This window comes from Collimonas arenae, assembly GCF_000786695.1.
GTDB classification, from domain to species: domain Bacteria; phylum Pseudomonadota; class Gammaproteobacteria; order Burkholderiales; family Burkholderiaceae_D; genus Collimonas; species Collimonas arenae_A.
The window spans coordinates 3,953,429-3,977,973 of the sequence record NZ_CP009962.1; the positions used below are offsets into that span (position 1 = coordinate 3,953,429).

Below are 24,545 nucleotides of genomic sequence, written 5' to 3' on the forward strand. Positions count from 1 at the left end.
GTTTCAATCAACTCTAATTACAAACAACGACTGTACAAACAATGTTGCAAACATCAACTTTCCGCCGTGTCTTTTAGAACTCGGCCAGGATAGTTTCGGTGGCGGACACTTTGTCGCCGACTGCAACCTTCGGGGTGGCGGTCAGCGGCAGGTACACGTCCACGCGCGAACCGAAGCGAATGAAGCCGTAGCGCTGACCGCGCGTCAAGACATCGGCGGCCTTGACGTAGCACAGGATACGGCGCGCAATCAGGCCGGCGACCTGGACGCACGTCACAGTCTGGCCATTGTCGGCGGTAATCACCAAGGCATTACGTTCATTTTCCACCGATGCTTTGTCCAGATCGGCATTGACGAACTTCCCCGCGAAATATTGTACTTTTTCAATCTTGCCGTCGACCGGTGCGCGATTCGAATGGACGTTGAACACATTCATGAAAACGCTGATCTTCAGGGCTTCGCGATTGGCGTAAGGATCCATGGTTTTTTCAACAACCACGATCCGGCCATCCGCAGGCGACAGCACAGCAGCAGGATTTTGCGGAATCACGCGGCCCGGATCGCGAAAGAATTGCAATACGAATAAAGCAATAATCCAGAATGGCAGTGACCATGCCACGGAAAAAAACGTGACCAGCAGTGCGACCGCAAAGGTGATGCCCAAAAACGGCCAACCCTCGCGGGCGATAATAGGATGGGGGTAATTATTCAACTGCACTCCGGATTATTTTGAGAATTAGTGGATTGATACATTAGCGGATTGATACATGACGGAACTGAGAGCGTGGCTATTCTAGTCGAGCGGGAAATAAATGTAACCTGCTGCATGGCGATTACTGCATGCTCAAGGCCAAACCGCCAGCCGCTGTGCCGCTTGATGATCAAGATACGCGGTAAGAAATAAATCAACGCCGCAGACCGTCAGCATGATACTAGATGATCTTGGGCATTGTATAAAAAGACCAAGCTTCTCGCTCGATTTTATTGACGTAGATAAATATAGTCAGAGATATATTTGCAATACAACAAGAAATCAGAGGTTTCTTGCTAAAACATGGTCGGGTTCGCATGTGTAACCCGACCTGTACACACTTGGCAGACAACAACCCGGACTTTCGCTTATTTCTCCTGCTCTTCTTCCGCCGCCCGGTTTCTGTCTTGGGCATCCTGCAACTGCTTCTCCACCCCTTTTGCCTTTTCCAGCGCATCCGTCTGGGTTTTGAATATCTGCGGCGGCGGGGCCGAAGGTTTACAGCCGGCCAGCGCTAGTACAGCGCCGGCGGCCAGACTCAGGCAAAAAACGGAAGAGCGCATCATTTGAAGCGAACTTTGCCAACCACGCGCATGTTCAAGGTGGTTTCGCCTGGCTCGAAGCTAGGCTCTTCTACCGGGGCAGCTTCAGCCATGGAGGCTGCACGCATCATCATTGCCTTGGGTGCCGGCGAAGAATCCTGTGCATAGTTACCGGAACCTTCGAAATCAACTGTATCCAGCACGGCATCTGCGGGATTGCGCCCCATGGCGTGGGCGATCGATGTGATCCGCTCAGTCAGGTTCTGATAAGTCGCAGCGATACGCTGGTCATCCAGTTTTTTGCTGGTAGCGTCGCTCAAGCCGAAGTACAAGCCGTTCAGGCCCAGCACGCTTTGCACTGCCGCCACTGTCTTCGGCAGATTGTTGAGATTGGTGGTGGTGGCGTCCAGATACTGTCCGACGCGCCAGCCGGTTGGCTGGCGTGGCTTGTTGGCGCTGCCGCGTGGCTGCGGCTGGTCTTCCGGATAGACGGGATACGTATAGTAGCCACGCGTTTGCAGAATCGCCTGCGGATCCTGGCGTTTCAGGATGTCGGTACCCTGCTTCATCTTGACGTTGACGCGGGATGCTGCGGCGGCCTTATCCTTGTCTTGCTCTTCCACGTTGAAGGTGATCCTGACCTGATCGTTGGTGTGCTTGACTTCGCCGAAGGCAGGCACTATCACCAGAGTGCCGCTGGTCGGCGGCAGGGCTTGCGCCTGGGCGGCGAAACCGGTGGCGGCAAACAGGGATGACAACATCAATTTGCGTGATCGCGACATATTCTTCTCCAAGAAAAAATGGAGCGCTACTCGAAGTGCGCCCCAAAAGCTGTTAATTTACAGACCACCCTTCGATTATATTCTGTCAATTTAGTTCGATGACAATGTTGCCTGTTGTCAGAATCAATTGCAATACAGAAAAAACTAGTGGCAACCAGGCAGCAATTATTTTTTTTCAGGGGGAACGCCGCGCGCATTGCGCCCCATGCGACTCTTGAACTCCGCCAGATTATCGGAAGTGTCCATGCCTGCAGCAACCGCATCGTATTGATAGGGTTCCAATTTCTCGCCGCAATGTTTGCAAAACAGCGAATCCGCTTCATGCCCCTCGGTCAGGCAATGAGCGCAGGTGCGGGTGGTCGGCGTGCCCTTCATCATGGTCATCGCCAGTTCCACACCGACGATCCCGGTCGGCAAGGCGATAATGCCGTAGCCCATCAGCATGGCGCAGGATGTGATCAACTGGCCCACCGGCGTTTTCGGATGGATGTCGCCGTAACCGGTGGTGGTCAAGGTCACAATCGACCAGTACATGCCGACCGGGATGCTGGTGAAGCCGTTTTCCGGCCCTTCGATCACGTACATGATGGTGCCCAGGATCACGCTCATGATCAGCACCGCGCCAAGAAACACCAGAATCTTGTGGCGGCTGTTGCGCAGCGCCTGCCACAAGACCTGCGATTCGTCGAAATAGCGCGGTAGCTTCATCACACGGAATACACGCAACATGCGCAGCAGCCGGACATCGATCAGGAAATGGAATTCAGGCAGCAAAAATGCCAGGTAGGTTGGCAGAATCGATAGCAGGTCGATGACGCCGAACAGACTCAAGGCATAACGCAAAGGCCGCTTGACACACAACAGACGCACTACGTATTCGATCGTGAACAAAATCGTGAACAGCCACTCAAGCGCATTCAACACCAGGAAATCACGTGCGCGCACGGTGCCGACGCTATCGATGATCACCGTCGCCACGCTCAGCACGATGATGATCAGCAAAGCGGTGTCGAAACGCCTTCCTGCTCTAGTATCCGCTTCGAAAATGATCGTGTAGAGCCGCTCGCGCCAACCGCGATCAGGTTTGCCGAACCTGCTGCCTATAGTGTTAGTTACCATATTCCCTAGAAAATCACCCAATTACCAACGCCACAATCTAAACAATGAACGATTGTGGGTCAAGAAAGTAAAAAAGGACGGCAATGCCGTCCTTTTCATCAAATCAAGAAAGATTTAATCAATTTTTGGATTGATCAACCATCTTGTTTTTCTTAATCCAAGGCAGGCTGGACGGGGTTTCGCAAAGCACTGCTTTGCGCCGTCCTGCCCAGCAAGCGCCTACAAGCGCTTGTTGCGTGATGCCCGATGGTTAATCAATAAAGCTCTGATTAGTTCTTCGACTGGTCAACCATTTTGTTCTTTTTGATCCAAGGCATCATTCCACGCAGTTGCTCACCAACTTGCTCGATCTGGTGTTCAGCAGTGATGCGGCGACGGGAAATCAAGGTTGGCGCGCCAGCCTTGTTTTCCAGGATGAAGCTCTTCGCGTATTCGCCGGTCTGGATGTCTTTCAGGCATTGGCGCATTGCGTCCTTGGTGGCTTCGGTAACGATGCGTGGGCCGGTGACATACTCGCCGTATTCCGCATTGTTGGAGATCGAGTAGTTCATGTTGGCGATGCCGCCTTCATAGATCAAATCGACGATCAGTTTCAACTCATGCAGGCACTCAAAGTAAGCCATTTCCGGCGCGTAGCCGGCTTCCACCAGTGTTTCGAAACCGGCCTTGATCAACTCAACCGCACCGCCGCACAGAACCGCTTGTTCGCCGAACAGGTCGGTTTCGGTTTCTTCACGGAAGTTGGTTTCGATAATGCCGGCACGGCCGCCGCCGTTGGCGGTTGCGTACGACAAAGCGATGTCACGGGCGCTGCCGGATTTGTCTTGGTAAACGGCGATCAGGTGCGGTACACCGCCGCCTTGGGTGTAGGTTGCGCGGACAGTGTGGCCTGGCGCTTTAGGGGCGATCATGATGACGTCGAGGTCGGCACGCGGCACGACTTGACCGTAATGCACGTTGAAACCGTGGGCGAATGCCAGGGTTGCGCCTTGCTTGGCGAACGGAGCGACATTTTCTGCATAAACCTGGGCGATGTTTTCGTCAGGCAGCAAGATCATGATGACGTCAGCAGCTTTCACTGCGTCGTTGACTTCAGCCACGTTCAAACCGGCGTTCTTCGCCTTGTCCCACGATGCGCCGCCTTTACGCAGGCCGACAGTAACTTTCACGCCCGAGTCATTCAGGTTTTGCGCGTGTGCGTGGCCTTGGGAACCGTAACCGATGATGGCAACATTCTTGCCTTTGATCAGGGAGAGGTCGCTGTCTTTGTCGTAGAAAACTTTCATTTTTAATCCTATATATGTAATTTGATTTGATATGCGCCGAGACATCTCAGCGCATTGTTCTGTCTTGTTCTTAAACTTTGAGAATGCGCTCGCCGCGACCGATGCCAGAGCCGCCGGTACGGACGGTTTCCAGGATCGCTGCACGGTCGATCGAATCGATAAACGCGTCCAGCTTGCCTTTGTTGCCTGTCAGTTCCAGGGTATAGGACTTGTCGGTGACGTCAATGATGCGGCCACGGAAAATATCCGCGGTACGCTTCATTTCCTCGCGTTCCTTGCCGACGGCGCGCACCTTGATCAGCATCAGTTCGCGTTCGATATGAGCGCCTTCGGTCAGGTCGACCACTTTGACGACTTCAATCAGACGGTTCAAATGCTTGGTGATCTGTTCGATCACGTCATCCGAACCGCTTGTCACGATGGTCATGCGTGACAAGGTCGCATCTTCGGTCGGTGCGACCGTCAATGTCTCGATGTTGTAGCCACGGGCCGAAAACAGACCGACCACGCGCGACAGCGCGCCGGCTTCATTTTCCAGCAGTACAGAAACGATATGGCGCATGATTACAGATCCTCCGAACCGAGCAGCATTTCAGTCAAGCCCTTGCCCGCCTTGACCATCGGCCAGACGTTTTCGGTTTGATCCGTAATGAAATTCATGAATACCAGCCTGTCCTTCATGCCGAATGCCTCTTTCAACGCGCCGTCGACGTCGGCCGGATTCTCGATCTTCATGCCGACGTGGCCGAACGATTCTGCCAGCTTGGTGAAGTCCGGCAGCGAATCCATGTAGGACTCGGAGTAGCGCGAACCGTAGTCGATCTGCTGCCACTGACGGACCATGCCGAGGAAGCGGTTATTCAGCAAAATGATCTTGGGCGTCAAATGATATTGCTTGCAGGTGGCGAGTTCCTGGATACACATCTGGATCGATGCTTCGCCGGTGATGCAGGCCACGGTTGCACCCGGATTGGCCATCTGCACGCCCATCGCATACGGCAAGCCGACACCCATGGTGCCCAGGCCGCCGGAATTGATCCAGCGACGCGGCTTGTCGAAGCCATAGTACTGCGCCGCCCACATCTGGTGCTGGCCGACATCCGAGGTGATGAACGCATCGCCATCGGTGATCTGCCATACTTTCTGCACCACGGACTGCGGCTTGATGACTTCTTTCGAATCGGTAAATTTGAGGCAATCGCGGCCGCGCCATTCCTCGATCTGCTTCCACCAGTTGGACAAGGCCGCTGTGTTTTGCCGTGCTTCGGCCGCATCCAGCTGCGCCAGCAATTCCTGCAGCACATCCTTGACGTTGCCAACGATAGGAATATCGACCTTGACGCGCTTGGAAATCGACGATGGATCGATGTCGATATGGATGATCTTGCGCGACACTGAAGTGAAATTCTTCGGATTGCCGATCACGCGGTCATCGAAACGAGCGCCGATGGCGATCAGCACGTCACTGTTCTGCATCGCCATGTTGGCTTCGTAGGTGCCGTGCATGCCTGGCATGCCGACAAATTTGTCGCTGGACGAACGGTAACCGCCGAGACCCATCAAAGTGTTGGTGCATGGGTAACCCAGGCGATCAACCAGCTTGTTGAGCTCTGGCGCAGCATTCGCCAGGATCACGCCGCCGCCGGCGTAGATCATCGGACGTTCAGCAGTCAGCAACAGTTGTACGGCCTTGCGGATCTGGCCTGAATGGCCCTTGTCCACCGGCTTGTACGAACGCATCTCGACTTCCTTCGGATACTCGAAGACGTGCCGGTGCATGGTGATGTCTTTTGGGATATCCACCAGCACTGGGCCGGGACGGCCGGTGCTGGCGATAAAAAACGCTTTCTTGATGGTCGCCGCCAAATCCTTGACGTCCTTGACCAGGAAGTTGTGCTTGACGCAAGGGCGTGTAATACCGACTGTGTCGCATTCCTGGAACGCATCTTCGCCGATCGCATAGGACGGCACCTGACCCGAAATCACCACCATCGGGATCGAGTCCATATAGGCCGTGGCCAGGCCGGTCACCGCATTGGTGACGCCGGGACCGGACGTGACGATTGCCACGCCAACCTTGTTCGAGCTGCGAGAATAGGCATCGGCTGCGTGAATCGCAGCTTGCTCATGTCGTACCAGGATATGCTGGAATTTTTCTTGCTGGAAAATGGCGTCGTAGATGTACAGCACGGCACCACCGGGATAACCGAACACGTGTTCGACTCCCTCTTCCGCCAGGCAGCGCACGAGAATTTCCGCGCCGGTGACAGGCAAGTTTGTGTCTTTGCTCATTTACTAGATCCTTTCAAGGTCCATTGGAAATTGATCGGATGCTCTTTCCTGACGAAATGGCGAAGCGTATCAGTGCTACGGCGTCCCTTCTTTGTGCGATCACGTCATTCCGTTGCGTAGCCGTAGATACGATTCAAAATGGCGCTAAACGCTACTCGTTCAGCCGAATTTCCTGCTTACGCTGTTACCTGATTCTCGCGCTTGTGGCACGGGTTAGAGCAAACAGCTTACAAATATGTAGCATGCCTTCCGTTGAACAACATCTTGAGTCGTCAGCGAAAAGACTATGGTTGCACTCCAGGATGCTGAAGTGGATAGCTACCATAATCCGTAGTTTCAATTCGGTCAAGCCAAATTGCATGAAATCCGCTTTAAATCATGTCTTTTGCTGTAGTTTTGCCCACAACACCCGCCTTTTTTGCTAGGATTCGGCCAGTCTCGAAATTAATCCTAAGCCATTGTTTATCAAGGCAATGGTAAAAACAGATTTCAGGCAGAGGCCAAGGACGGCTAGCATAAACGAGCCTGCGCCGGGGGTTTATTCCAGGCGTCGCCGTATACCGGCGGCAAGGCAGTATCTTGAACCAAAGCAGTAGCCAGTTAATGACCGAATCCGCCGCAAAGCATGGCCACAGATAAAGAACTTTCCGACTTTCTTGAAAACGTCGAACGCCGGGCTTTCAAGCAGGCGGTTTACGCTGTCCGCAAGGATGAGTCTGCGCTGGACATCGTCCAGGACGCCATGATCAAACTGGCGGAAAAATATGGCGACAAACCGGCTGCAGAACTGCCGATGCTGTTCCAGCGCATCCTGCAAAACACAATCCATGACTATTTCCGCAGGGAAAAAGTACGCAATACCTGGGTCAGCCTGTTTTCCAGCATGGGGCATAACAATGCCGACGACGAAGACTACGACGTCCTGGAAACTTTCGAATCGCCGGAAGATTCGCAAGCCACGGAATCCAGCGCCAGTAAGCTTGAGCGTGAGCAAATTCTTAATATGATCGATCAGGAAGTACAGAAGCTCCCGGCGCGTCAACGGGAAGCCTTCCTGATGCGTTATTGGGAGGACATGGATGTTGCCGAGACCGCGGCCGCAATGGGATGCTCGGAAGGCAGCGTAAAGACGCACTGCTCTCGCGCAACGCACACTCTGGCGCTATCGCTCAAGGCCAAAGGAATCAGCTTATGAACACTAAAGAAATCAACTTCGCTTTCAAGGTGCGGCACGCACTGAATGAAAACCTGGACAGCTTGCCGACGCCGGCCGTCGACCGCCTGGCTGCTGCACGCAAGGCTGCGCTTGCGCGCAAGAAAAAAGACGCGCCGACGCGGGTGTTGGTGCGCCAGGGCGTGCTCGCCGGCCATGCTGGTAATTTCGCGGGTAACTTCTTTAACCACCGCCTGTCCTGGCTGACCCGTATCGGCGTCGCTGCGCCAATACTGGTTGGCGCGATATTGTTGTCGGGCCTGTATCAATTCGAACAGCAACACCGGATTGCGGCTGCTGCCGATATCGATGCCGCCGTGTTATCTGATGAATTACCGCCTTCGGCCTATCTCGACCGCGGCTTTAGCGCTTATCTTGCGCAACAGCAAGAACCACAACAAGACACGACTCAGCAAGAGCAATGACCCTGACCACCTATTCGAATCCGGCTGAACGCAAGGCGACAGCGAGCAAACAGAATGGCGGCGCCAGGCGTTTGATCGGTGCCGCATTTGCTTTGCTGATCAGCGGTGGCGCTGTACTGGCAGTGCTCGGACCGGCTGCACCGTCCCATGCTGCCGACATCAGTGAGCTCCCCCTCAAAGCGCCCAAGATGACCAAGGTGGCTGGCAATGCCGCCGCACCCAATTGGGTGGAGCTGACGGCATTGCAACAGCATATCCTGGAGCCGCTGGCGCCGGATTGGGACAATCTGAAACCGTCCACGCGCAAGAAATGGCTCGAGATCAGTGGCCGCTACGTCAAGATGACTCCTGCCGAACAGGAAAGGCTTCAAGCCAGGATGCGCGGTTGGGTCACCCTGACCCCGGAACAACGCCGTATCGCCCGTGAAAATTATGCACGCGCCAACAAACTGGATACCGAGCAAAGAGCATTGCGCTGGCAGCAATATCAGCAATTATCCGAAGAACAAAAGAAAGAACTGGCCGAACAGGCCACGCCACGACATAAACGGGTAACCACTCTGCCACCTGCCGCATCGATCAAACACAAGCTGACGGCACCAGCCCAGCCAGCGTCGCAGAAAAATGCGGAACAAACTGCAGTGATCGCACCGGCTGCGGCAACTGCGATATCCGTCACGCCGCCTGCGCCTGTGCCGACACCTGCGCCAGCGTCCACCGCGAAATAAGCATTTTGAATCATTCCGCGTCGCCCGTCGCCAGTAAAACTTCTATTGAGCAACAAACGCCCTCATTGAAACGCCGGTTTGGCAGCATCATGTATGAATCGATGCTGTTATTTGGCATTTTGTTTATTTCGGGGTGGATTTTTTCTACCCTGCTACAGCAACGCAGTGCCCTTTATCTGCGCCACGCTCAGCAGGCTTGGCTGTTCCTGGTGCTGACAGCGTATTTTGTCTGGTGCTGGAGCCATGGCGGCCAAACCCTGGCCATGAAAACTTGGCGCATCCGCCTGGTCAACCGCGACGGCAGTACGGTCAAGGCTGGCCGCGCAGTGCTGCGCTTTCTTCTTAGCTGGTGCTGGTTTTTGCCGGGACTTGCCTTGGCCTGGGCGCTTGGCGCGCATGCCTGGATGCTGGTCTGGGTGCCGATGGCCAATTTCATTCTCTGGTCCATGACGATTTATCTCGATCCCCAACGCCAGTTCCTGCACGACAGGATCGCCGGCACCAAGCTGGTCAACATGGCGGAAATCACCACTCCAGCCGGCAAGCATAAGTGGTATCACTAAGCCGTTATCAAGCCGCTGATTGAAGCGGCTTTTTTATATCTCCTGCTGCAATGCCAGCAACTCCTGCTCTGAAAAGCCAGCCGCTCTCCTAGCCTCCAGATTGAACGGACCGCGCAATATCGGCGCCTTGTATTGCACTGCCAAAGCGGCAAATGTCGCCAGCGGCTCCAGTTGCCGCTCTTGGCAAAGCCAGCCATACCAGCGATTGCCGATCGCTACATGGCCGATCTCATCGCCTAAGATAATGTCGATGATCGCCGCTGCCGGCTCGTCCCCGGCCTGCGCCAGCTTGGCGCGAGTACGCGGCGACGCATCCAGCCCGCGTGCTTCCATCATGCGCGGCACCAGCGCCATCCTGGCCACGATGTCGTGACTGGTTTTTTCCGTCAGCTCCCACAAGCTGTTATGCGCAGAGAAATCGCCATAGGCGAAGCCCAGAGTGCTCAAATGCGTTGCCAAAAGGCAAAAATGATAAGATTCTTCCTTTGCCACACGCAGCCAGTCGGCATAATAATCAGGCGGCATGCCGCCAAATCGCCAGATGGCGTCCAGCGCCAGGTTGATGGCGTTGAATTCGATATGCGCCAGTGCGTGAATCATAGCGGCACGCCCTTCTACCGAAGCCATGGAACGATGCTCGACTTCGCGCGGCGGCACCAGCGACGGTTGCGGCGGACGTCCGGGTATGCTGGCGACGGCAGTCAGCATGACATCGGCGTCAAGCGTCATGTCGCCAGCGCTCCATGCCGCGGCCATCGCTTCAACCGCGGCGACTTTAGTTGCAACATCGGCCTCGCACAGGCATTGCAAGGCGACCGAACGCAGCTCGGCCTTGACCGCGCTATCTGCTGCAAAGCGAGAATCAGACGAATGGTTCATGTTGACAGCGGTAAAATGGCGGCAAGGTTGAAAAATCGGAATATGGACATATTTACAGACATTGATTAACGGCATCCAGCATTTTACGGAGATTTATGGCCATCTACCAATTGGGTGAACATGCCCCCGACATCGCGCCGTCAGCTTATATTGCGCCATCCGCCAACCTGATCGGCAAGGTCAGGGTCGAAGCCGACGCCAGCGTCTGGTTCGGCGTCACGATTCGCGGTGACAATGAATTGATCACTGTCAGCCAGGGCAGCAATGTGCAAGAAAGCAGCACATTGCATACCGACATGGGTTTTCCGTTGATGATAGGCAAGAACGTCACCATCGGCCATCAAGCAATGCTGCATGGATGCACCATCGGCGACGGCGCCCTGATCGGTATCCAGGCAGTGATACTGAATGGCGCCAAGATCGGCAAGAATTGCCTGGTCGGAGCCGGTGCGCTGGTCACCGAAGGCAAGGAGTTCCCCGACAATTCGCTGATAATTGGTTCGCCTGCCAAAGTGGTGCGCACCTTAAGCGAGCAGGATGTCGCCGCCCTTGCAGGCAACGCCGCACACTACATCGAACGCGGGCAGGAATACAAGGCCAGGCTCAAGCAAATCGGCTGATCGCAAATAATTGGCAGGCAATAAACAGAAAATAAGTGGATAACGATATGGACGTAACAAAGATAGCGGAAACTGGCGATAACGACTCGCTGCAGAAATTCATGGTGGAAAATGCGGCGGTGCGTGGCGAACTGGTGGAATTGTCGACTACCTGGCAACAGGTGTTGACACATCATCACTATCCGAAGCCTGTCACCGTGCTACTGGGGGAAATGATGGCTGCGGCGGCACTCATGTCGGCCAACCTGAAGTTCAACGGCGTCATCGTCATGCAAATTCACGGCGATGGCCCGATCCGCCTGCTGGTGGCCGAGTGCGATTCGCAACTTCGCATGCGTGCTACGGCCAAACTCGCTCCCGACGCCGTGATCGATGACGACGCAGGCATGTCGCAGCTGGTCAACCTGAATGGCCAGGGACGCTTCGCGATCACGCTCGACCCGCAGGACAAGATGCCCGGCCAGAAGCCGTATCAGGGTATCGTTCCGCTGGATGGCGACAGTATTGCGACCGTCATAGAGAACTACATGCTGCGCTCGGAGCAGCTGGATACCAAGCTGTGGCTGGCGGCGGACGACAAGGTTGCCCGTGGCTTGCTGCTGCAGAAATTGCCGAATCATGGCGGCATCGATGCACCGGTTAACGATGATATGGAAACCTGGAATCGTTTCATGGCGCTGGGCGGCACTTTGCAACCGAAAGAAATGCTGGCGACCGATATCCAAACGCTGATGCGGCGCCTCTTCTGGGAGGAAAGCATTCGTGTTTTCGAACCGCAGCAACCTAGTTTCCAGTGCAACTGCTCGCGTGAAAAAGTCGGCAATATGCTGAAAATGCTGGGGGAGCCTGAAATCGAGGAGGCTCTGGCCGATTTAGGCAAGCTGTCCGTGGATTGTGATTTCTGTGGCCAGCATTATGAATTCGACAAAGTCGATTGCGCCCACCTGTTTGCCACCGAAGCTCCGGTCGAAGCGCTACTGCCTACTGGGACCAGCAAGCACTAAAACAAACGGCGCGCCATTATTTCTACATAATGGCGCGCCGTAGTTCCAGGCAATTATTGTTTCTTTTGTCCTGTAGAAATTGGACGAATCAATGTTGCGGTTTCTTGGCCCGTTCCTCCGGCACTGCAACCGCCACCGTTTTCTCCACGGCAGTCAGTTCTGGATTCGGCGGTGCCGGCGCATCGGCCGGATTACCGTTTGGATCGAGAATCTGGATAAAAATCTCATCCTGCTTGATCATGCCCAACTCAGTCCGCGCACGTTCTTCAACTGCGCCGGTACCCTCTTTCAAATCATGGACTTCCGAATCCAGCTTGGCGTTGCGAGCCTTTAATTCGGCGACCTTGTCGTGTGCAGTATGTACCTGCTGATCCATATCCCAGACGCGCAGCCAACCGCCCTTGCCTAGCCAGAGCGGATACTGGACAAGCAACAGAAGGAGAGTCAGGCAAATTGCAATTAGGCGCATCGATTGTATGGGATTACTTGAAACTTCCTGCCAGTCAATGGAATTCAGGGTAATTCATCGCATAACGATCAATTACCCTGCCAGTCATTTACTTCAGATTATAGAACGCGTCACGGCCAGGATAGCTGGCGATATCGCCCAGATCCTCTTCGATACGCAGCAGCTGGTTGTACTTCGCCATGCGGTCCGAACGCGACAATGAGCCGGTCTTGATCTGCAGGGCATTCATGCCAACCGCGATATCGGCGATGGTCGAATCTTCCGTCTCGCCCGAACGGTGCGAGATCACTGCGGTGTAACCGGCGCGCTTGGCCATTTCAATCGCAGCGAAAGTTTCGGTCAAAGTACCGATCTGGTTAATCTTGATCAGGATCGAATTGGCGATATCCTTATCGATGCCTTCTTTCAGGATCTTGGTGTTGGTGACGAACAGGTCGTCGCCCACCAGCTGGATTTTCTTGCCCAGTGTTTCGGTCAACAGCTTCCAGCCGTCCCAGTCGTTTTCCGCCATGCCGTCTTCGATGCTGATGATCGGATACTTATCGCACCACGATGCCAGCAGGCCGGTGAACTGCGCGCCGGTCAGGGTCATGTTTTCGCCTGCCAGGACGTAGCTGCCGTCCTTGTAGAATTCGCTCGCAGCGCAATCCAGGCCGAGGGCGATTTGCGTACCTGGCTCGTAGCCTGCGGCTTCGATTGCCTGGATGATCAGCTTCAGCGCTTCTTCATGGCTGGCCAGCGATGGTGCAAAACCGCCTTCATCACCAACCGAAGTCGCCAGGCCTTTGTCGTGCAAAATTTTCTTCAGCGCGTGGAAGACTTCCGCGCCGTAACGCAGCGCTTCACGGAAACTAGGTGCGCCGACCGGGATGATCATGAATTCCTGGATATCCAGGTTGTTGTCGGCATGTTCGCCGCCGTTGATGACGTTCATCATCGGCACAGGCATTTGCATCGCGCCGCTACCGCCGAAATAGCGATACAGCGGCAGGCCGGCTTCTTCAGCCGCAGCCTTGGCCACCGCCATCGACACCGCCAACATGGCGTTGGCGCCCAGGCGGCTCTTGTTTTCAGTACCGTCGAGGTCGATCAGGGTACGGTCCAGGAATGCTTGTTCGCTGGCGTCCAGGCCCATGATGGCTTCGGAGATTTCAGTGTTGATATGCTCGCAAGCCTTCAGCACACCCTTGCCGCCGTAACGGCTTTTGTCGCCGTCGCGCAGTTCAATCGCTTCGCGCGAACCGGTCGAAGCGCCGGACGGCACCGCCGCACGGCCCATCACGCCGGATTCCAGCAAGACATCGCACTCTACTGTCGGATTACCGCGTGAATCAATAATTTCACGGCCAATGATGTCAACGATTGCACTCATGTATTTCCCTATCAGATAAAAATATTCGAGATATTAAAACCATTTGCGGGGACAAGGTTCATGCGGCGCCGCATCCTGGTATAGCGGCAGCCATATAGTCATCCTCGTCCAGCCTCAAGCAATCAACCGAAATTGCTTTCGATAAAGCCATTCTTTTTGACGACCCGGTCCAGGTCTATCATGGTCGACAACAATTCTTTGATGCGTCCCAGCGGCACCGCGTTCGGGCCATCCGATTTGGCTTCGGCCGGATTCGGATGGGTTTCCATGAACACACCTGACACGCCGACTGCAATCGCTGCGCGCGCCAATACCGGCACGAATTCGCGCTGGCCGCCGGAGGTGCTGCCCTGGCCGCCCGGCAATTGTACCGAGTGAGTGGCATCGAACACCACCGGGCAACCGGTTTCGCGCATGATCGCCAGTGAGCGCATGTCGGATACCAGGTTGTTGTAGCCGAACGATGCACCACGTTCGCAAGCCATGAAATTATCTTCCGGCAAGCCAGCTTCGCGTGCAGCAGCGCGCGCTTTGGCGATGACGTTGATCATGTCGTGCGGCGCCAGGAACTGGCCCTTCTTGATATTCACCGGCTTGCCGGACTGCGCGCAAGCATTGATGAAATCGGTCTGGCGGCACAGGAAAGCCGGCGTCTGTAAAACGTCGACCACTGCTGCCACCGGCTTGATTTCATCAATTTCATGAATATCGGTCAGCACCGGCACGCCGATTTGCGCTTTGACTTCGGCCAGGATCTCCAGCCCCTTGTCCATGCCGAGACCGCGGAACGACGCGCCGGACGAACGGTTAGCCTTATCGAAAGACGATTTGTAAATGAAATTGATGCCCAGCTCGCTGGTGATCTCTTTCAGTTTGCCGGCGGTATCCAGCGCCATCTGGCGCGATTCGATCACGCACGGACCGGCGATCAGGAAAAACGGCTGATCCAGACCAATGTCAAAGCCACAAAGTTTCATGCTTTTTCCTTAAGCCGCAGTGTTGGCTTGCTTGTGCGCCAGCGCAGCCTTGATGAACGAAATGAACAAGGGATGGCCATCGCGCGGAGTCGATTTGAATTCCGGGTGATACTGGACGCCGACATACCAAGGATGAGCATTCTCGCCAGTGCGCGGCAATTCCATGATTTCACACAAGTCTTCAGTCGGGGTACGGGCCGACACCACCAGACCGGCAGCTTCAATCCGCTCCAGGTAATGGTTGTTGGCTTCGTAACGATGACGATGGCGTTCGGTCACGGTCGGGCCGTAGATCTCGGAAGCTAAGGTATCCGGCTTGATATCGCAGGTCTGCGCGCCCAGGCGCATGGTGCCACCCAGATCGGAGTTAACATCGCGCAACTCCACCTTGCCGTCATGATTCTGCCATTCAGTGATCAAGGCCACGACTGGCTGGTCGGTTTGCGCATCGAATTCGGTCGAATTGGCGTGCGGCAGGCCTGCCTTGTTACGCGCATATTCTAGCAGCGCAACTTGCATGCCGAGGCAGATACCGAGGTAAGGAATCTTGTGTTCGCGAGCGAAACGGGCCGCGGCAATCTTGCCTTCCACGCCGCGCTTGCCGAAACCGCCGGGTACCAGAATTGCATCGTACTTGGCCAGCGGACCAGTACCGGTCGCTTCGATTTCTTCCGAGTCCAGGTATTCGATGTTGACCCGGCTGCCGGTATGGATACCGGCGTGACGCAAGGCTTCCGTCAACGACTTGTAGGATTCGGTCAGGTCGACATACTTGCCGACCATGCCGATGGTGACTTCGTAGGTTGGATTTTCCAGTGCGTGCACCAGCTTGGTCCAGACCGAGAGGTCCGCAGGTTTCGGCGACAGGCCCAGTTTTTCGCAGACAATCGCGTCCAACCCCTGATCGTGCAGCATTTGCGGAATCTTGTAGATGGTGTCGGCATCCCATACCGAAATGACGGCATCGCCCTGGACATTCGAGAACAGGGAAATCTTGGCGCGTTCGTCATCGGGAATCGGACGGTCGGCACGACACAGCAGCGCATCCGGAGAAATACCGATTTCACGCAGTTTTTGTACGCTGTGCTGGGTCGGCTTGGTCTTCAGTTCACCGGCCGATACCAGGTAAGGCACCAGAGTCAGGTGGACGAAAGCCGCCGCCTTGCGGCCTGCGCGCAGGCTCAGCTGGCGCGCCGCCTCGAGGAACGGCAGGGATTCGATGTCGCCCACAGTACCGCCGATTTCCACCAGCGCGACGTCGAAACCTTCGGCGCCACGGTAGATGTAATCCTGGATTTCGTTGGTGATGTGCGGAATAACCTGTACCGTCTTGCCGAGGTACTCGCCACGGCGTTCCTTGCGAATCACCGATTCGTAGATCTGGCCGGTAGTGAAGTTATTTACCTTCTTCATCTTGGCCGTAATGAAGCGCTCATAGTGGCCGAGATCGAGATCGGTCTCTGCGCCATCGTCGGTCACAAACACTTCGCCGTGCTGGAACGGGCTCATGGTGCCTGGATCGACGTTAATATACGGATCGAGTTTAAGAAGGGTGACTTTAAGGCCGCGTGATTCTAAAATCGCGGCGAGTGAGGCGGCTGCAATCCCTTTACCAAGGGATGAGACAACGCCACCGGTAACAAATACAAACTTAGTCATTACAGAAGGTGCCGAACGGCACATGCGGGAAATTCGAATTATACATCAAACCGCGCTCCGGTCGGCCGCGAGTGATTGTAAAAATAATGCCTTATGTTGTAAGACGGTGGCAAGCGGCTCTGCGGTTATCTGCATAAAATTGCGCTTCATGTAATAATTCACGGCTCCGGTTCACGCCTTCCGACACATCCTCCACCGCCTAGCTGAACGTGCCTATTTCGCTTTCCCTCCCTACAAGCCTTGCGACCATGTTGCGCGGCCTCGCCGCATGAGCCAGCTGTTCGGCGATATGCCAGAAGATGACGGCCTGCCTGGAGCAACCAGGCGGGTAGCGATTATCGTCATGATCCTCGGCACCAGCATGACCGTACTGGACGGCTCTATCGTCAACGTCGCGCTGCCGATGATTGCGCGCAGCTTGCATGTAGATCCGGCAGCCGCGGTCTGGATCGCGAATGCCTACATCCTGGCCGGCGCCATGACCATGGTGGCCTTTGCCTCGATCGGCGAAGTATTTGGCTTCCGGCGTCTCTACATGAGCGGCATCCTGGTGTTCACCCTGGCTTCGCTCGGTTGCGCGTTATCGCCATCGCTGGCCATATTGAATGGCATGCGATTCTTGCAAGGTTTGGGCGGCGCTGCCGCCATGAGCATCGGGCCGGCGCTCTACCGCAACATATTCCCGACCCGCCTGCTAGGCACGGCGCTCGGCATCAACGCGCTGGTAGTAGCGTCATCCACCGCCGCCGGGCCAGCCATCGGCGGCCTGATGTTGTCAGTACTGAACTGGCCATGGCTATTCGCCGTCAATGTACCGATCGGGATAGTCACCTTATTGCTAGCGCAGCGCGTATTGCCGCGCAATCCCGGCCGCGGCGGCAAATTCGACGCCACTGGCGCCCTGTTGTCGGCGATCGCCCTTGGCACCTTTGTCATGGCGGTGGACGGCTTATCGCGTCACGATAGCTGGGACAAAGAGTTGTTATTAGGCGGGACGGCAGCGGCATCGACTATTTTATTTATCATTCGACAACGAAAATATGTCGCACCGCTGTTGCCGCTTGATATTTTTGCATCACAGCGCTTTTCGATGGCGGTCGCCACTTCACTCTGCTCTTTCGTTGGCCAGGGAATTGCCTTTATTGCGTTGCCATTCTTGTTCCAGGGGGCCTACGGCTTCAGCCCCCTACTTTCCGCCGCACTATTCACCCCATGGCCGGTCGCAATCGCCATCACAGCACCGATTGCAGGCCGCCTTGCCGACCGATACTCAGCCGCATTGCTGTCAACTTGCGGCTTGCTGGTGCTGACGATCGGCCTGATGCTACTGGCCTGCCTCGGCGAACACGCTTCGATCCCGGATATTTTGTGGCGCGCCTTCGTTTGCGGACTCGGCTTCGGCTTCTTCCAGAGTCCGAATAATCGCGAAATGCTGAGCAATGCGCCTCGCACCCGTAGCGGCACCGCCTCCGGCGTACTGGCCATTGCCCGCACTTTCGGCCAGTCTTTAGGCGCAGCGCTGGTTGCCGTGGTGTTGGCGGCCACCAGCATTGCCCAGGCTAACGCCGACACTGCCCATATGGACGCCAGCGCAGTGCACCTATCGTTATGGCTTGCCGCCAGCGCAACTTTGCTTGCAACCATCATCAGCGCATTGCGTATCCGCCACGGAAGAGTGTCAGAAGCTTCCGTGTAGAGAAATAAAAAGCCAAACTGACAGAATTGTCATATTAGCGACAGCATCACGTACTGCAGCAAGATTTAAAGTGGTTGCAAATACTGCCCGATGCTGCGCGCGGCGCGAATGCTCGTTTTAGCTTGTTGCTAGCTTATCCATAGTTCATTTGTCGCCACCTGCCGCCCGGACATTCCATTCAATGTTCCGAACGCCAGCTTAATCAGACTCATGAATTTCTCCTCCTCCCCAAGAAAACTCTCCAGTACCATCCTGGCTGCTGCGATCGCGCTGGCGCTGGCCGGATGCGCCGTAGGCCCCGATTATGTGCGCCCCGCCATGGATGTCCCCACCCACTACAAAGAAAGCGGACCATGGAAGCAGGCCGAACCCAAGCAGATCGACAGTAACCATAACTGGTGGGAAGTGTATGGCGACAGCACGCTGAACACGTTGATGCAGCAAGCCAACCAGGCCAACCAGAACATCGCCCAGGCCGAAGCGCAATATCGCCAGGCGCGCGCTGCGGCCGATGCCGCTCGCGCTGGCTTCTGGCCGACTATCGGCATCAGTGCCGGAACCGGCCGCGCCCAGACCAACACCAATGGCCCAAATCTTGGCGATAGCTATACGACCGGCGTGCAAGGCAGTTGGGAGCCTGATGTCTGGGGCAGCGTGCGGCGTGCTGTCGAAGCGGGCAATGCCGGCACCCAGGCCAGCGCAGCCAATCTGGCGGCTGCGCGCCTCAGTATCCAGGCCACGCTGGCGCAAGACTATCTGCAATTGCGCATTACCGATCTGCTGAAAGATTTATATGCGCGCACCACTGCCGCCTACGCCCGCTCGTTGCAACTGACGCAAAGCCAGTATGCAGTCGGCGTAGCGCTGCGCTCCGACGTAGCGCTGGCGGAAAGCCAGTTGAAGACCGCAGAAGCGCAAGCCATCGATCTGCAGGCGCAACGCAGCCAGCTGGAACACGCCATCGCTATCCTGACCGGCAAAGCGCCGGCCGGATTTTCACTGGCGGCAGCGTCCGCGGATCCGCAAATGGCAGCCAAGATACAAGCAAGCTTGCCGGCGATTCCAGCCGGCCTGCCGTCGGACCTGCTGGAACGGCGGCCGGATATTGCCAATGCTGAACGCAATGTCGCGGTGGCAAACGCCAATATCGGCGTCGCCAAGGCAGCTTATTTCCCCGCCTTGACATTGAGCGCCAGCGGCGGCTTCAACAGCAGCAGCCTGGCCCAATGGTTCAATACGCCAAGCCGGGTCTGGTCGCTGGGAGCGGTGCTGGCTGAGACGATTTTCGATGGCGGCCTGCGCCGCGCGCATACGGCGCAGGCAGTGGCGGCCTATGATGCCGCGGTAGCGCAATACAAGCAAACCGTATTGGGCGGCTTCCAGGAAGTCGAGGACAACCTGGCGACGCTGAACGTACTGGACCAGGAAACGACCGTACAAAGCCAAGCCGTGAAAGCCTCGCAACTGGCGGAACAGCTGGCCTTGAGCCAGTACCGGGCCGGTACTGCAACCTACCTGACGGTGGTCACTGCACAAACCCTTTCGCTGAGCAATGAACGCACCCTGGTGCAATTGCTGGGACGCCAGCTGGTAGCAAGTGTCGCGCTGATCAAAGCAGTCGGCGGCGGCTGGGATGCTTCTCAGCTCTCCACGCAACCGACCTCGCAGTTGAGCACGGCCCAGACTGACAGTGCCGCGCCAGCAAAAAACAACAATACCGCCAATTAATTTTTCGAGCCGACATCATGACCACCACACTTTCCAAAACCCGTTCGACGCTGCTGATTTCCGCCGCGATACTGGTCCTGATCGGCGCCGCCGGCTGGACCCTGAGTCCTAGGGCCGGTGCAGCAGCGCCGCCTGCCGCCGCTTCTTCCAGCGCCGTATCGGTCAGCACTACCACCGTCAAACAGCAGGATATGCCGATGTACCTGACCGGAGTCGGCACCGTTACCTCGAATGCCAGCGTGACGGTCAAGGCACGTATCGACGGCCAATTGGACAAGGTGGGTTTTGTCGAGGGCCAGGATGTCAAAGCCGGCCAGATGCTGGCGCAGCTCGATCCGCGCACTTTGCAGGCGCAACTGGCCCAGGCCGTGGCGCAAAAAGCCAAGGACCAGGCTCAGCTGGCAAACGCCAAGCTGGACCTGCAACGCTATACCACGCTGGTGCAGCAAGACGCCGCCACGCAACAGACGCTGGACGCCCAGCACGCGCTGGTCAACCAGTTGCAAGCTGCGGTGCAATCCGACGACGCCCAGATCAACTACGCCAAGGTGCAACTCAGCTTTACCACTATCCTTGCGCCGATCAGCGGCCGCGTTGGCGCTCGCCTGGTTGACCCTGGCAATATTGTCCATGCTACCGACACCAATGGCCTGGTGGTCATTAATCAGATCGATCCGATCGCGGTGGTGTTCACACTACCGGAAGAAAGCTTCCAGAGCATCAACACCGCCCTGCATGGCAGCCAGAAACCGCTCGGCGTACAAGCTTTCCCGCGCAATGGCGACACCATGCTGGCCCAGGGCAATCTGGCGTTGCTGAACAATCAGATCGACACCACCAGCGGCACGGTGCAGTTGAAAGGCATTTTCCAGAACCCGTCGCATGTATTGTGGCCGGGACAATACGTCAATGTACGTCTGGTGTTGGGCGACCGCAAACAGGCATTGACCGTGCCGGCTGCAGCGGTACAGCGCAGCCAGGATGGTACCTACGCCTATGTCATCAACGCCGACGGCACCGCGCAAAACCAGGTGATTCAGGTCGCCAATATCCAGGACGGCATTGCAGTCATCAACAAAGGTTTGAGCGCAGGTCAAAGAGTAGTGGTCGATGGTCAGTACAAATTGAAACCAGGCATTAAAGTGAAAGAGAACGCCAGCGCGGCAGGCAGCGGCAACGCATCTAGCGCAGCCGCTAAAGGTACAACTGCGGGCACAACAACGACTGCAATTACGGGGGCAAGCAAGTGAGTATTTCTGCCGCCTTCATCAAGCGTCCTATCGGCACCACGCTGCTCGCTATTGCGATTTTCCTGGTGGGGGCAGCAGTCTGGCCCTTACTGCCGGTCGCGCCGTTGCCGCAAGTCGATTTCCCGACGATTCAAGTCTCCGCCAACTTACCGGGCGGCAGCCCTGAAACCATGGCGTCTAGCGTCGCGCAGCCACTGGAACGACAGTTCTCGCTGATTGCCGGTCTGTCGCAGATGACCTCTAGTAGTTCGCTCGGCTCGACGCAGATCACCCTGCAGTTTGACCTCAACCGCAGCATCGACGCCGCCGCGCTGGATGTGCAGGCGGCGATCACCGCCGCCAGCGGCCAGTTGCCGGCCAACTTGCCGAGTCCGCCAACTTTCCGCAAGGTCAATCCGGCAGATTCGCCGATCCTGGTGATGTCGGTGCAATCGGATGTATTGCCTATCATCCAGGTGAATGACTATGCCGACAACATCCTGGCACAGCAGATTTCGCAGATTCCCGGCGTTGGCCTGGTCAATATCGGTGGCGTGCAAAAACCGGCGGTGCGTATCCAGGTCGACCCTACCAAGTTGAGCGCGATGGGCATGAGCCTGGAAGATATCCGTGGCGTGATTGCGAACACGACGGTCAACCAGCCCAAGGGCACCGTCGACGGTCCGAAACAAAGCTTCACTGTCTACACCAATGACCAGTTGCTGAGCGCAGAACCATGGAACGACATGGTGCTGGCATATAAGAACGGCGCGCCGATTCGCGTGCGCGACATCGGCGTTGCAATTGATGCGCCGGAGAACGTCAAGGTCGCCGGCTGGGCCTACGCCGGCGCCGCCGCACCAGCTGGCAATACCGTGATCAACGGCCGCTCGATCGTGCTGGCGGTGACCAAGCAACCGGGCGCCAACGTGATCGAAACCGTGGATCGTATCAAGGCCGCGCTGCCGCGCTTGCAAGCAGCTATCCCGCCTACCGTTAGAGTCAATACCCTGATCGACCGCACCCAGACCATCCGCGCATCGGTATCCGATGTGGAGTTCACGCTGGTGCTGACCATCGCGCTGGTCGTAATGGTGATTTTCATTTTCCTGCGCAATATCCCGGCGACCTTGATCCCTAGCGTCACCGTGCCGCTGGCTATTTTCGGCACCGCCGGCGTCATGTATCTGCTGGGATTCAGTCTCGACAACCTCTCCCTGATGGCGCTGACCATCGCCGTCGGCTTCGTGGTCGACGATGCGATTGTGATGCTGGAAAACATTTACCGCTACGTCGAAGAAGGCATGTCGCCTATGGAAGCGGCGTACAAGGGTGCAGGAGAAATTGGCTTCACCATCATTTCGATTTCGGTATCGCTGGTGGCTGTGTTTATTCCGCTTCTGCTGATGGGGGGCATCGTTGGCCGCCTGTTCCGGGAATTTGCAATTACCGTGACGCTGACCATTGCTGTCTCGGTCGTGATTTCACTGACCTTGACGCCGATGTTGTGCTCGCGCTTCCTCAAGCCGCATTCCGCCGAATCGCATGGCCGCATGTACCAGCTGTTCGAGCGCGGTTTCGATGCGATGCTGAACGCCTACAAACGTGGCTTGCATGTCGTGCTGCGCCATCAATTCATCACGCTGATGGTGTTCTTCGCCACCATGGCAGCCACAGTGGCGCTGTTTATCGTGATCCCGAAAGGCTTCTTCCCGCAACAAGACACCGGCTTCGTTTACGGCTTCGCCGAATCTGGCCAGGATTCATCGTTTTCTTCGATGAATCAGCGCATGCTGGCGCTGGCAGATATCGTACGCAAGGATCCGGACGTTACCGGCTTCGGCATGAGCGGCGGCCAGAACACCTTCAATACCGGTAACTTCTTCATCAGTTTGAAACCAAAAGACGAAGGACGCACTGCCAGCGCCGATGAAGTGATTACCCGCCTGCGGCCGCAACTGGCCAAGGTGCAGGGGGTTAACCTGTTCCTGCAAGCGGGCCAGGACATCAACGTCGGCGGCCGTCTGTCGCGGACTCAGTATCAGTACACCTTGACCGACTCCAACCTGGATGAACTCAATGTCTGGGCGCCGAAACTGATGACGCGCTTCCGCCAGTTGCCGCAATTGACCGACGTCGCCTCCGACCAGCAAAATTCCGCGGCATCCGCCAGCCTGACCATCGACCGTGCCCGCGCCTCCAGTTTCGGCATCACGCCGGCGCTGATCGATGCGACGATCTACGACGCCATCGGCCAACGCCAGGTCGCCCAATATTTTACGCAGATCAATAGTTATCACGTGATCCTGGAAGTGACGCCCAAGCTGCAACAAGATCCGGACCTGTTCAACAAGTTGTACCTGACTTCACCGGTCACGGGCCAGCAAGTACCGTTGTCGACCTTCGTCACCGTCGATACCAACAAGACTTCGTATCTGTCGATCAGTCATCAGGGCCAGTTCCCGGCGGTGACGATTTCCTTCAACCTGGCGCCGGGCGTGGCGCTGGGCGAAGCAGTCACTGCGATCAACAAGGCTCAAAACGACATGGGCATACCGCCAACCCTGACCGGTGCGTTCCAGGGCACGGCGAAGGCATTTGGCGACTCGCTGTCGTCGCAGCCTTACCTGATCGCTGCCGCCCTGGTTGCGGTATATATCGTGCTGGGCTTGCTGTATGAAAGCTATATCCACCCGCTGACGATCTTGTCGACCTTGCCTTCGGCCGGCGTCGGCGCCCTGCTGATTCTGATGGCAGGCGGTTATGACCTCACCGTGATTGCGCTGATCGGCATCATCCTGCTGATCGGCATCGTCAAGAAAAACGGCATCATGATGGTCGACTTTGCGCTCACCGCAGAACGGGATCACGGCATGAAGCCGGAAGAGGCGATTTACCAGGCTTGCCTGCTGCGCTTCCGGCCGATCATGATGACCACCATGTGCGCGCTGTTGAGCGGCCTGCCGCTGATGCTGGGCCACGGCGCCGGTTCTGAACTGCGGCGCCCGCTGGGCTACGCCATGGTAGGTGGTCTGATCCTGTCGCAAGCGCTGACCTTGTTCTCAACCCCCGTGGTCTATCTGTATCTGGATCGCGCCCATTACTGGTACGAGAGCCGCAAGGAAGCGCGGCGGGCGCTCAAGGCAGCGCGCAAGGCAGGAACAACGGTTGCAAACCCGTCAGTCGTGATAGATTCGAAATAATCAAAACA

Annotated in this window: 22 protein-coding genes; 10 read left to right on the forward strand and 12 right to left on the reverse strand. The window is 56.4% G+C overall.

The genetic code is table 11. From position 1 onward, the window contains the following. Positions 1 to 73: 73 nt before the first annotated feature. The 7 genes from LT85_RS17295 to LT85_RS17325 form a co-directional block, all read right to left on the reverse strand. The gene (locus tag LT85_RS17295) at positions 74 to 718 is read right to left on the reverse strand and encodes a phosphatidylserine decarboxylase (RefSeq protein ID WP_156117569.1); all 645 of its coding nucleotides are present in this window, start codon (positions 716 to 718) and stop codon (positions 74 to 76) included. Between the two features lie 401 nt (positions 719 to 1,119). After that, positions 1,120 to 1,317, reverse strand: a complete 198-nt coding sequence (locus LT85_RS17300; RefSeq protein ID WP_038491217.1) for a hypothetical protein — start codon at positions 1,315 to 1,317, stop codon at positions 1,120 to 1,122. Continuing rightward, positions 1,314 to 2,075 carry an SIMPL domain-containing protein gene (locus LT85_RS17305; RefSeq protein WP_038491220.1) on the reverse strand — a complete coding sequence of 254 codons (762 nt, stop codon included), beginning with the start codon at positions 2,073 to 2,075 and terminating at the stop codon, positions 1,314 to 1,316. Before LT85_RS17305 ends, LT85_RS17300 begins: the two co-directional genes overlap by 4 nt. A 165-nt stretch (positions 2,076 to 2,240) precedes the next feature. After that, a complete protein-coding gene (locus LT85_RS17310) occupies positions 2,241 to 3,194 on the reverse strand; it encodes an ion transporter (protein WP_038491223.1) in 954 nt (317 codons plus the stop codon). A 269-nt stretch (positions 3,195 to 3,463) separates the two neighbouring features. Beyond that, complete coding sequence (ilvC, locus tag LT85_RS17315; RefSeq protein WP_038491226.1) at positions 3,464 to 4,480, reverse strand: ketol-acid reductoisomerase; 1,017 nt, start codon at positions 4,478 to 4,480, stop codon at positions 3,464 to 3,466. 70 nt (positions 4,481 to 4,550) lie between these two features. Beyond that, a complete protein-coding gene (gene ilvN / locus LT85_RS17320; protein WP_014005248.1) occupies positions 4,551 to 5,042 on the reverse strand; it encodes an acetolactate synthase small subunit in 492 nt (163 codons plus the stop codon). A gap of 2 nt (positions 5,043 to 5,044) precedes the next feature. After that, positions 5,045 to 6,772, reverse strand: coding sequence for an acetolactate synthase 3 catalytic subunit (locus tag LT85_RS17325; RefSeq protein ID WP_038491228.1), 1,728 nt, complete (start codon positions 6,770 to 6,772; stop codon positions 5,045 to 5,047). 625 nt (positions 6,773 to 7,397) lie between these two features. On the opposite strand from LT85_RS17325, the gene LT85_RS17330 reads away from it, so the two are divergent. From LT85_RS17330 to LT85_RS17345, 4 genes are all read left to right on the forward strand, one after another. Continuing rightward, the gene (locus LT85_RS17330) at positions 7,398 to 7,967 is read left to right on the forward strand and encodes an RNA polymerase sigma factor (protein WP_038491230.1); all 570 of its coding nucleotides are present in this window, start codon (positions 7,398 to 7,400) and stop codon (positions 7,965 to 7,967) included. Continuing rightward, positions 7,964 to 8,410, forward strand: a complete 447-nt coding sequence (locus LT85_RS17335; RefSeq protein ID WP_038491233.1) for a DUF3619 family protein — start codon at positions 7,964 to 7,966, stop codon at positions 8,408 to 8,410. Before LT85_RS17330 ends, LT85_RS17335 begins: the two co-directional genes overlap by 4 nt. Further along, positions 8,407 to 9,138 (forward strand): DUF3106 domain-containing protein, encoded by a 732-nt coding sequence (locus LT85_RS17340; protein ID WP_052135283.1) that lies wholly within the window; start codon positions 8,407 to 8,409, stop codon positions 9,136 to 9,138. The genes LT85_RS17335 and LT85_RS17340 overlap by 4 nt, the downstream gene beginning before the upstream one ends. A 65-nt stretch (positions 9,139 to 9,203) precedes the next feature. Further along, a complete protein-coding gene (locus LT85_RS17345) occupies positions 9,204 to 9,701 on the forward strand; it encodes an RDD family protein (protein WP_038491236.1) in 498 nt (165 codons plus the stop codon). Positions 9,702 to 9,734: 33 nt separating this feature from the next. Here LT85_RS17345 and LT85_RS17350 read toward each other — a convergent pair whose 3' ends face one another. Then, complete coding sequence (locus LT85_RS17350; protein ID WP_038491239.1) at positions 9,735 to 10,580, reverse strand: ferritin-like domain-containing protein; 846 nt, start codon at positions 10,578 to 10,580, stop codon at positions 9,735 to 9,737. Between the two features lie 95 nt (positions 10,581 to 10,675). Here LT85_RS17350 and LT85_RS17355 point away from each other — a divergent pair, with 95 nt between their 5' ends. Then, a complete protein-coding gene (locus LT85_RS17355) occupies positions 10,676 to 11,200 on the forward strand; it encodes a gamma carbonic anhydrase family protein (RefSeq protein ID WP_038491242.1) in 525 nt (174 codons plus the stop codon). 47 nt (positions 11,201 to 11,247) lie between these two features. Further along, positions 11,248 to 12,204 (forward strand): Hsp33 family molecular chaperone HslO, encoded by a 957-nt coding sequence (hslO, locus tag LT85_RS17360; RefSeq protein WP_038491245.1) that lies wholly within the window; start codon positions 11,248 to 11,250, stop codon positions 12,202 to 12,204. 88 nt (positions 12,205 to 12,292) lie between these two features. On the opposite strand, the gene ftsB is transcribed toward hslO, so the two are convergent. The 4 genes from ftsB to LT85_RS17380 all read right to left on the reverse strand — a co-directional run bounded on the left by ftsB (position 12,293) and on the right by LT85_RS17380 (position 16,681). Further along, positions 12,293 to 12,673, reverse strand: coding sequence for a cell division protein FtsB (gene ftsB / locus LT85_RS17365; protein WP_038491247.1), 381 nt, complete (start codon positions 12,671 to 12,673; stop codon positions 12,293 to 12,295). A gap of 88 nt (positions 12,674 to 12,761) precedes the next feature. Next, positions 12,762 to 14,045, reverse strand: a complete 1,284-nt coding sequence (eno, locus tag LT85_RS17370) for a phosphopyruvate hydratase (RefSeq protein ID WP_038491250.1) — start codon at positions 14,043 to 14,045, stop codon at positions 12,762 to 12,764. Between the two features lie 122 nt (positions 14,046 to 14,167). Then, on the reverse strand, positions 14,168 to 15,022 hold the full coding sequence (gene kdsA, locus LT85_RS17375; protein ID WP_038491253.1) for a 3-deoxy-8-phosphooctulonate synthase: 855 nt from the start codon (positions 15,020 to 15,022) through the stop codon (positions 14,168 to 14,170). 9 nt (positions 15,023 to 15,031) lie between these two features. Then, a complete protein-coding gene (locus LT85_RS17380; RefSeq protein WP_038491256.1) occupies positions 15,032 to 16,681 on the reverse strand; it encodes a CTP synthase in 1,650 nt (549 codons plus the stop codon). A gap of 268 nt (positions 16,682 to 16,949) precedes the next feature. Here LT85_RS17380 and LT85_RS17385 point away from each other — a divergent pair, with 268 nt between their 5' ends. From LT85_RS17385 to LT85_RS17400, 4 genes are all read left to right on the forward strand, one after another. Next, positions 16,950 to 18,377: an MFS transporter gene (locus LT85_RS17385; RefSeq protein WP_038491259.1), complete on the forward strand. Its 1,428-nt coding sequence runs from the start codon at positions 16,950 to 16,952 to the stop codon at positions 18,375 to 18,377. 210 nt (positions 18,378 to 18,587) lie between these two features. Next, a complete protein-coding gene (locus tag LT85_RS17390; protein WP_052135285.1) occupies positions 18,588 to 20,105 on the forward strand; it encodes an efflux transporter outer membrane subunit in 1,518 nt (505 codons plus the stop codon). Between the two features lie 17 nt (positions 20,106 to 20,122). Then, the gene (locus tag LT85_RS17395) at positions 20,123 to 21,355 is read left to right on the forward strand and encodes an efflux RND transporter periplasmic adaptor subunit (RefSeq protein ID WP_038491262.1); all 1,233 of its coding nucleotides are present in this window, start codon (positions 20,123 to 20,125) and stop codon (positions 21,353 to 21,355) included. Continuing rightward, positions 21,352 to 24,537: an efflux RND transporter permease subunit gene (locus tag LT85_RS17400; protein WP_038491265.1), complete on the forward strand. Its 3,186-nt coding sequence runs from the start codon at positions 21,352 to 21,354 to the stop codon at positions 24,535 to 24,537. The genes LT85_RS17395 and LT85_RS17400 overlap by 4 nt, the downstream gene beginning before the upstream one ends. The last annotated feature ends 8 nt before the right edge of the window (positions 24,538 to 24,545 follow it).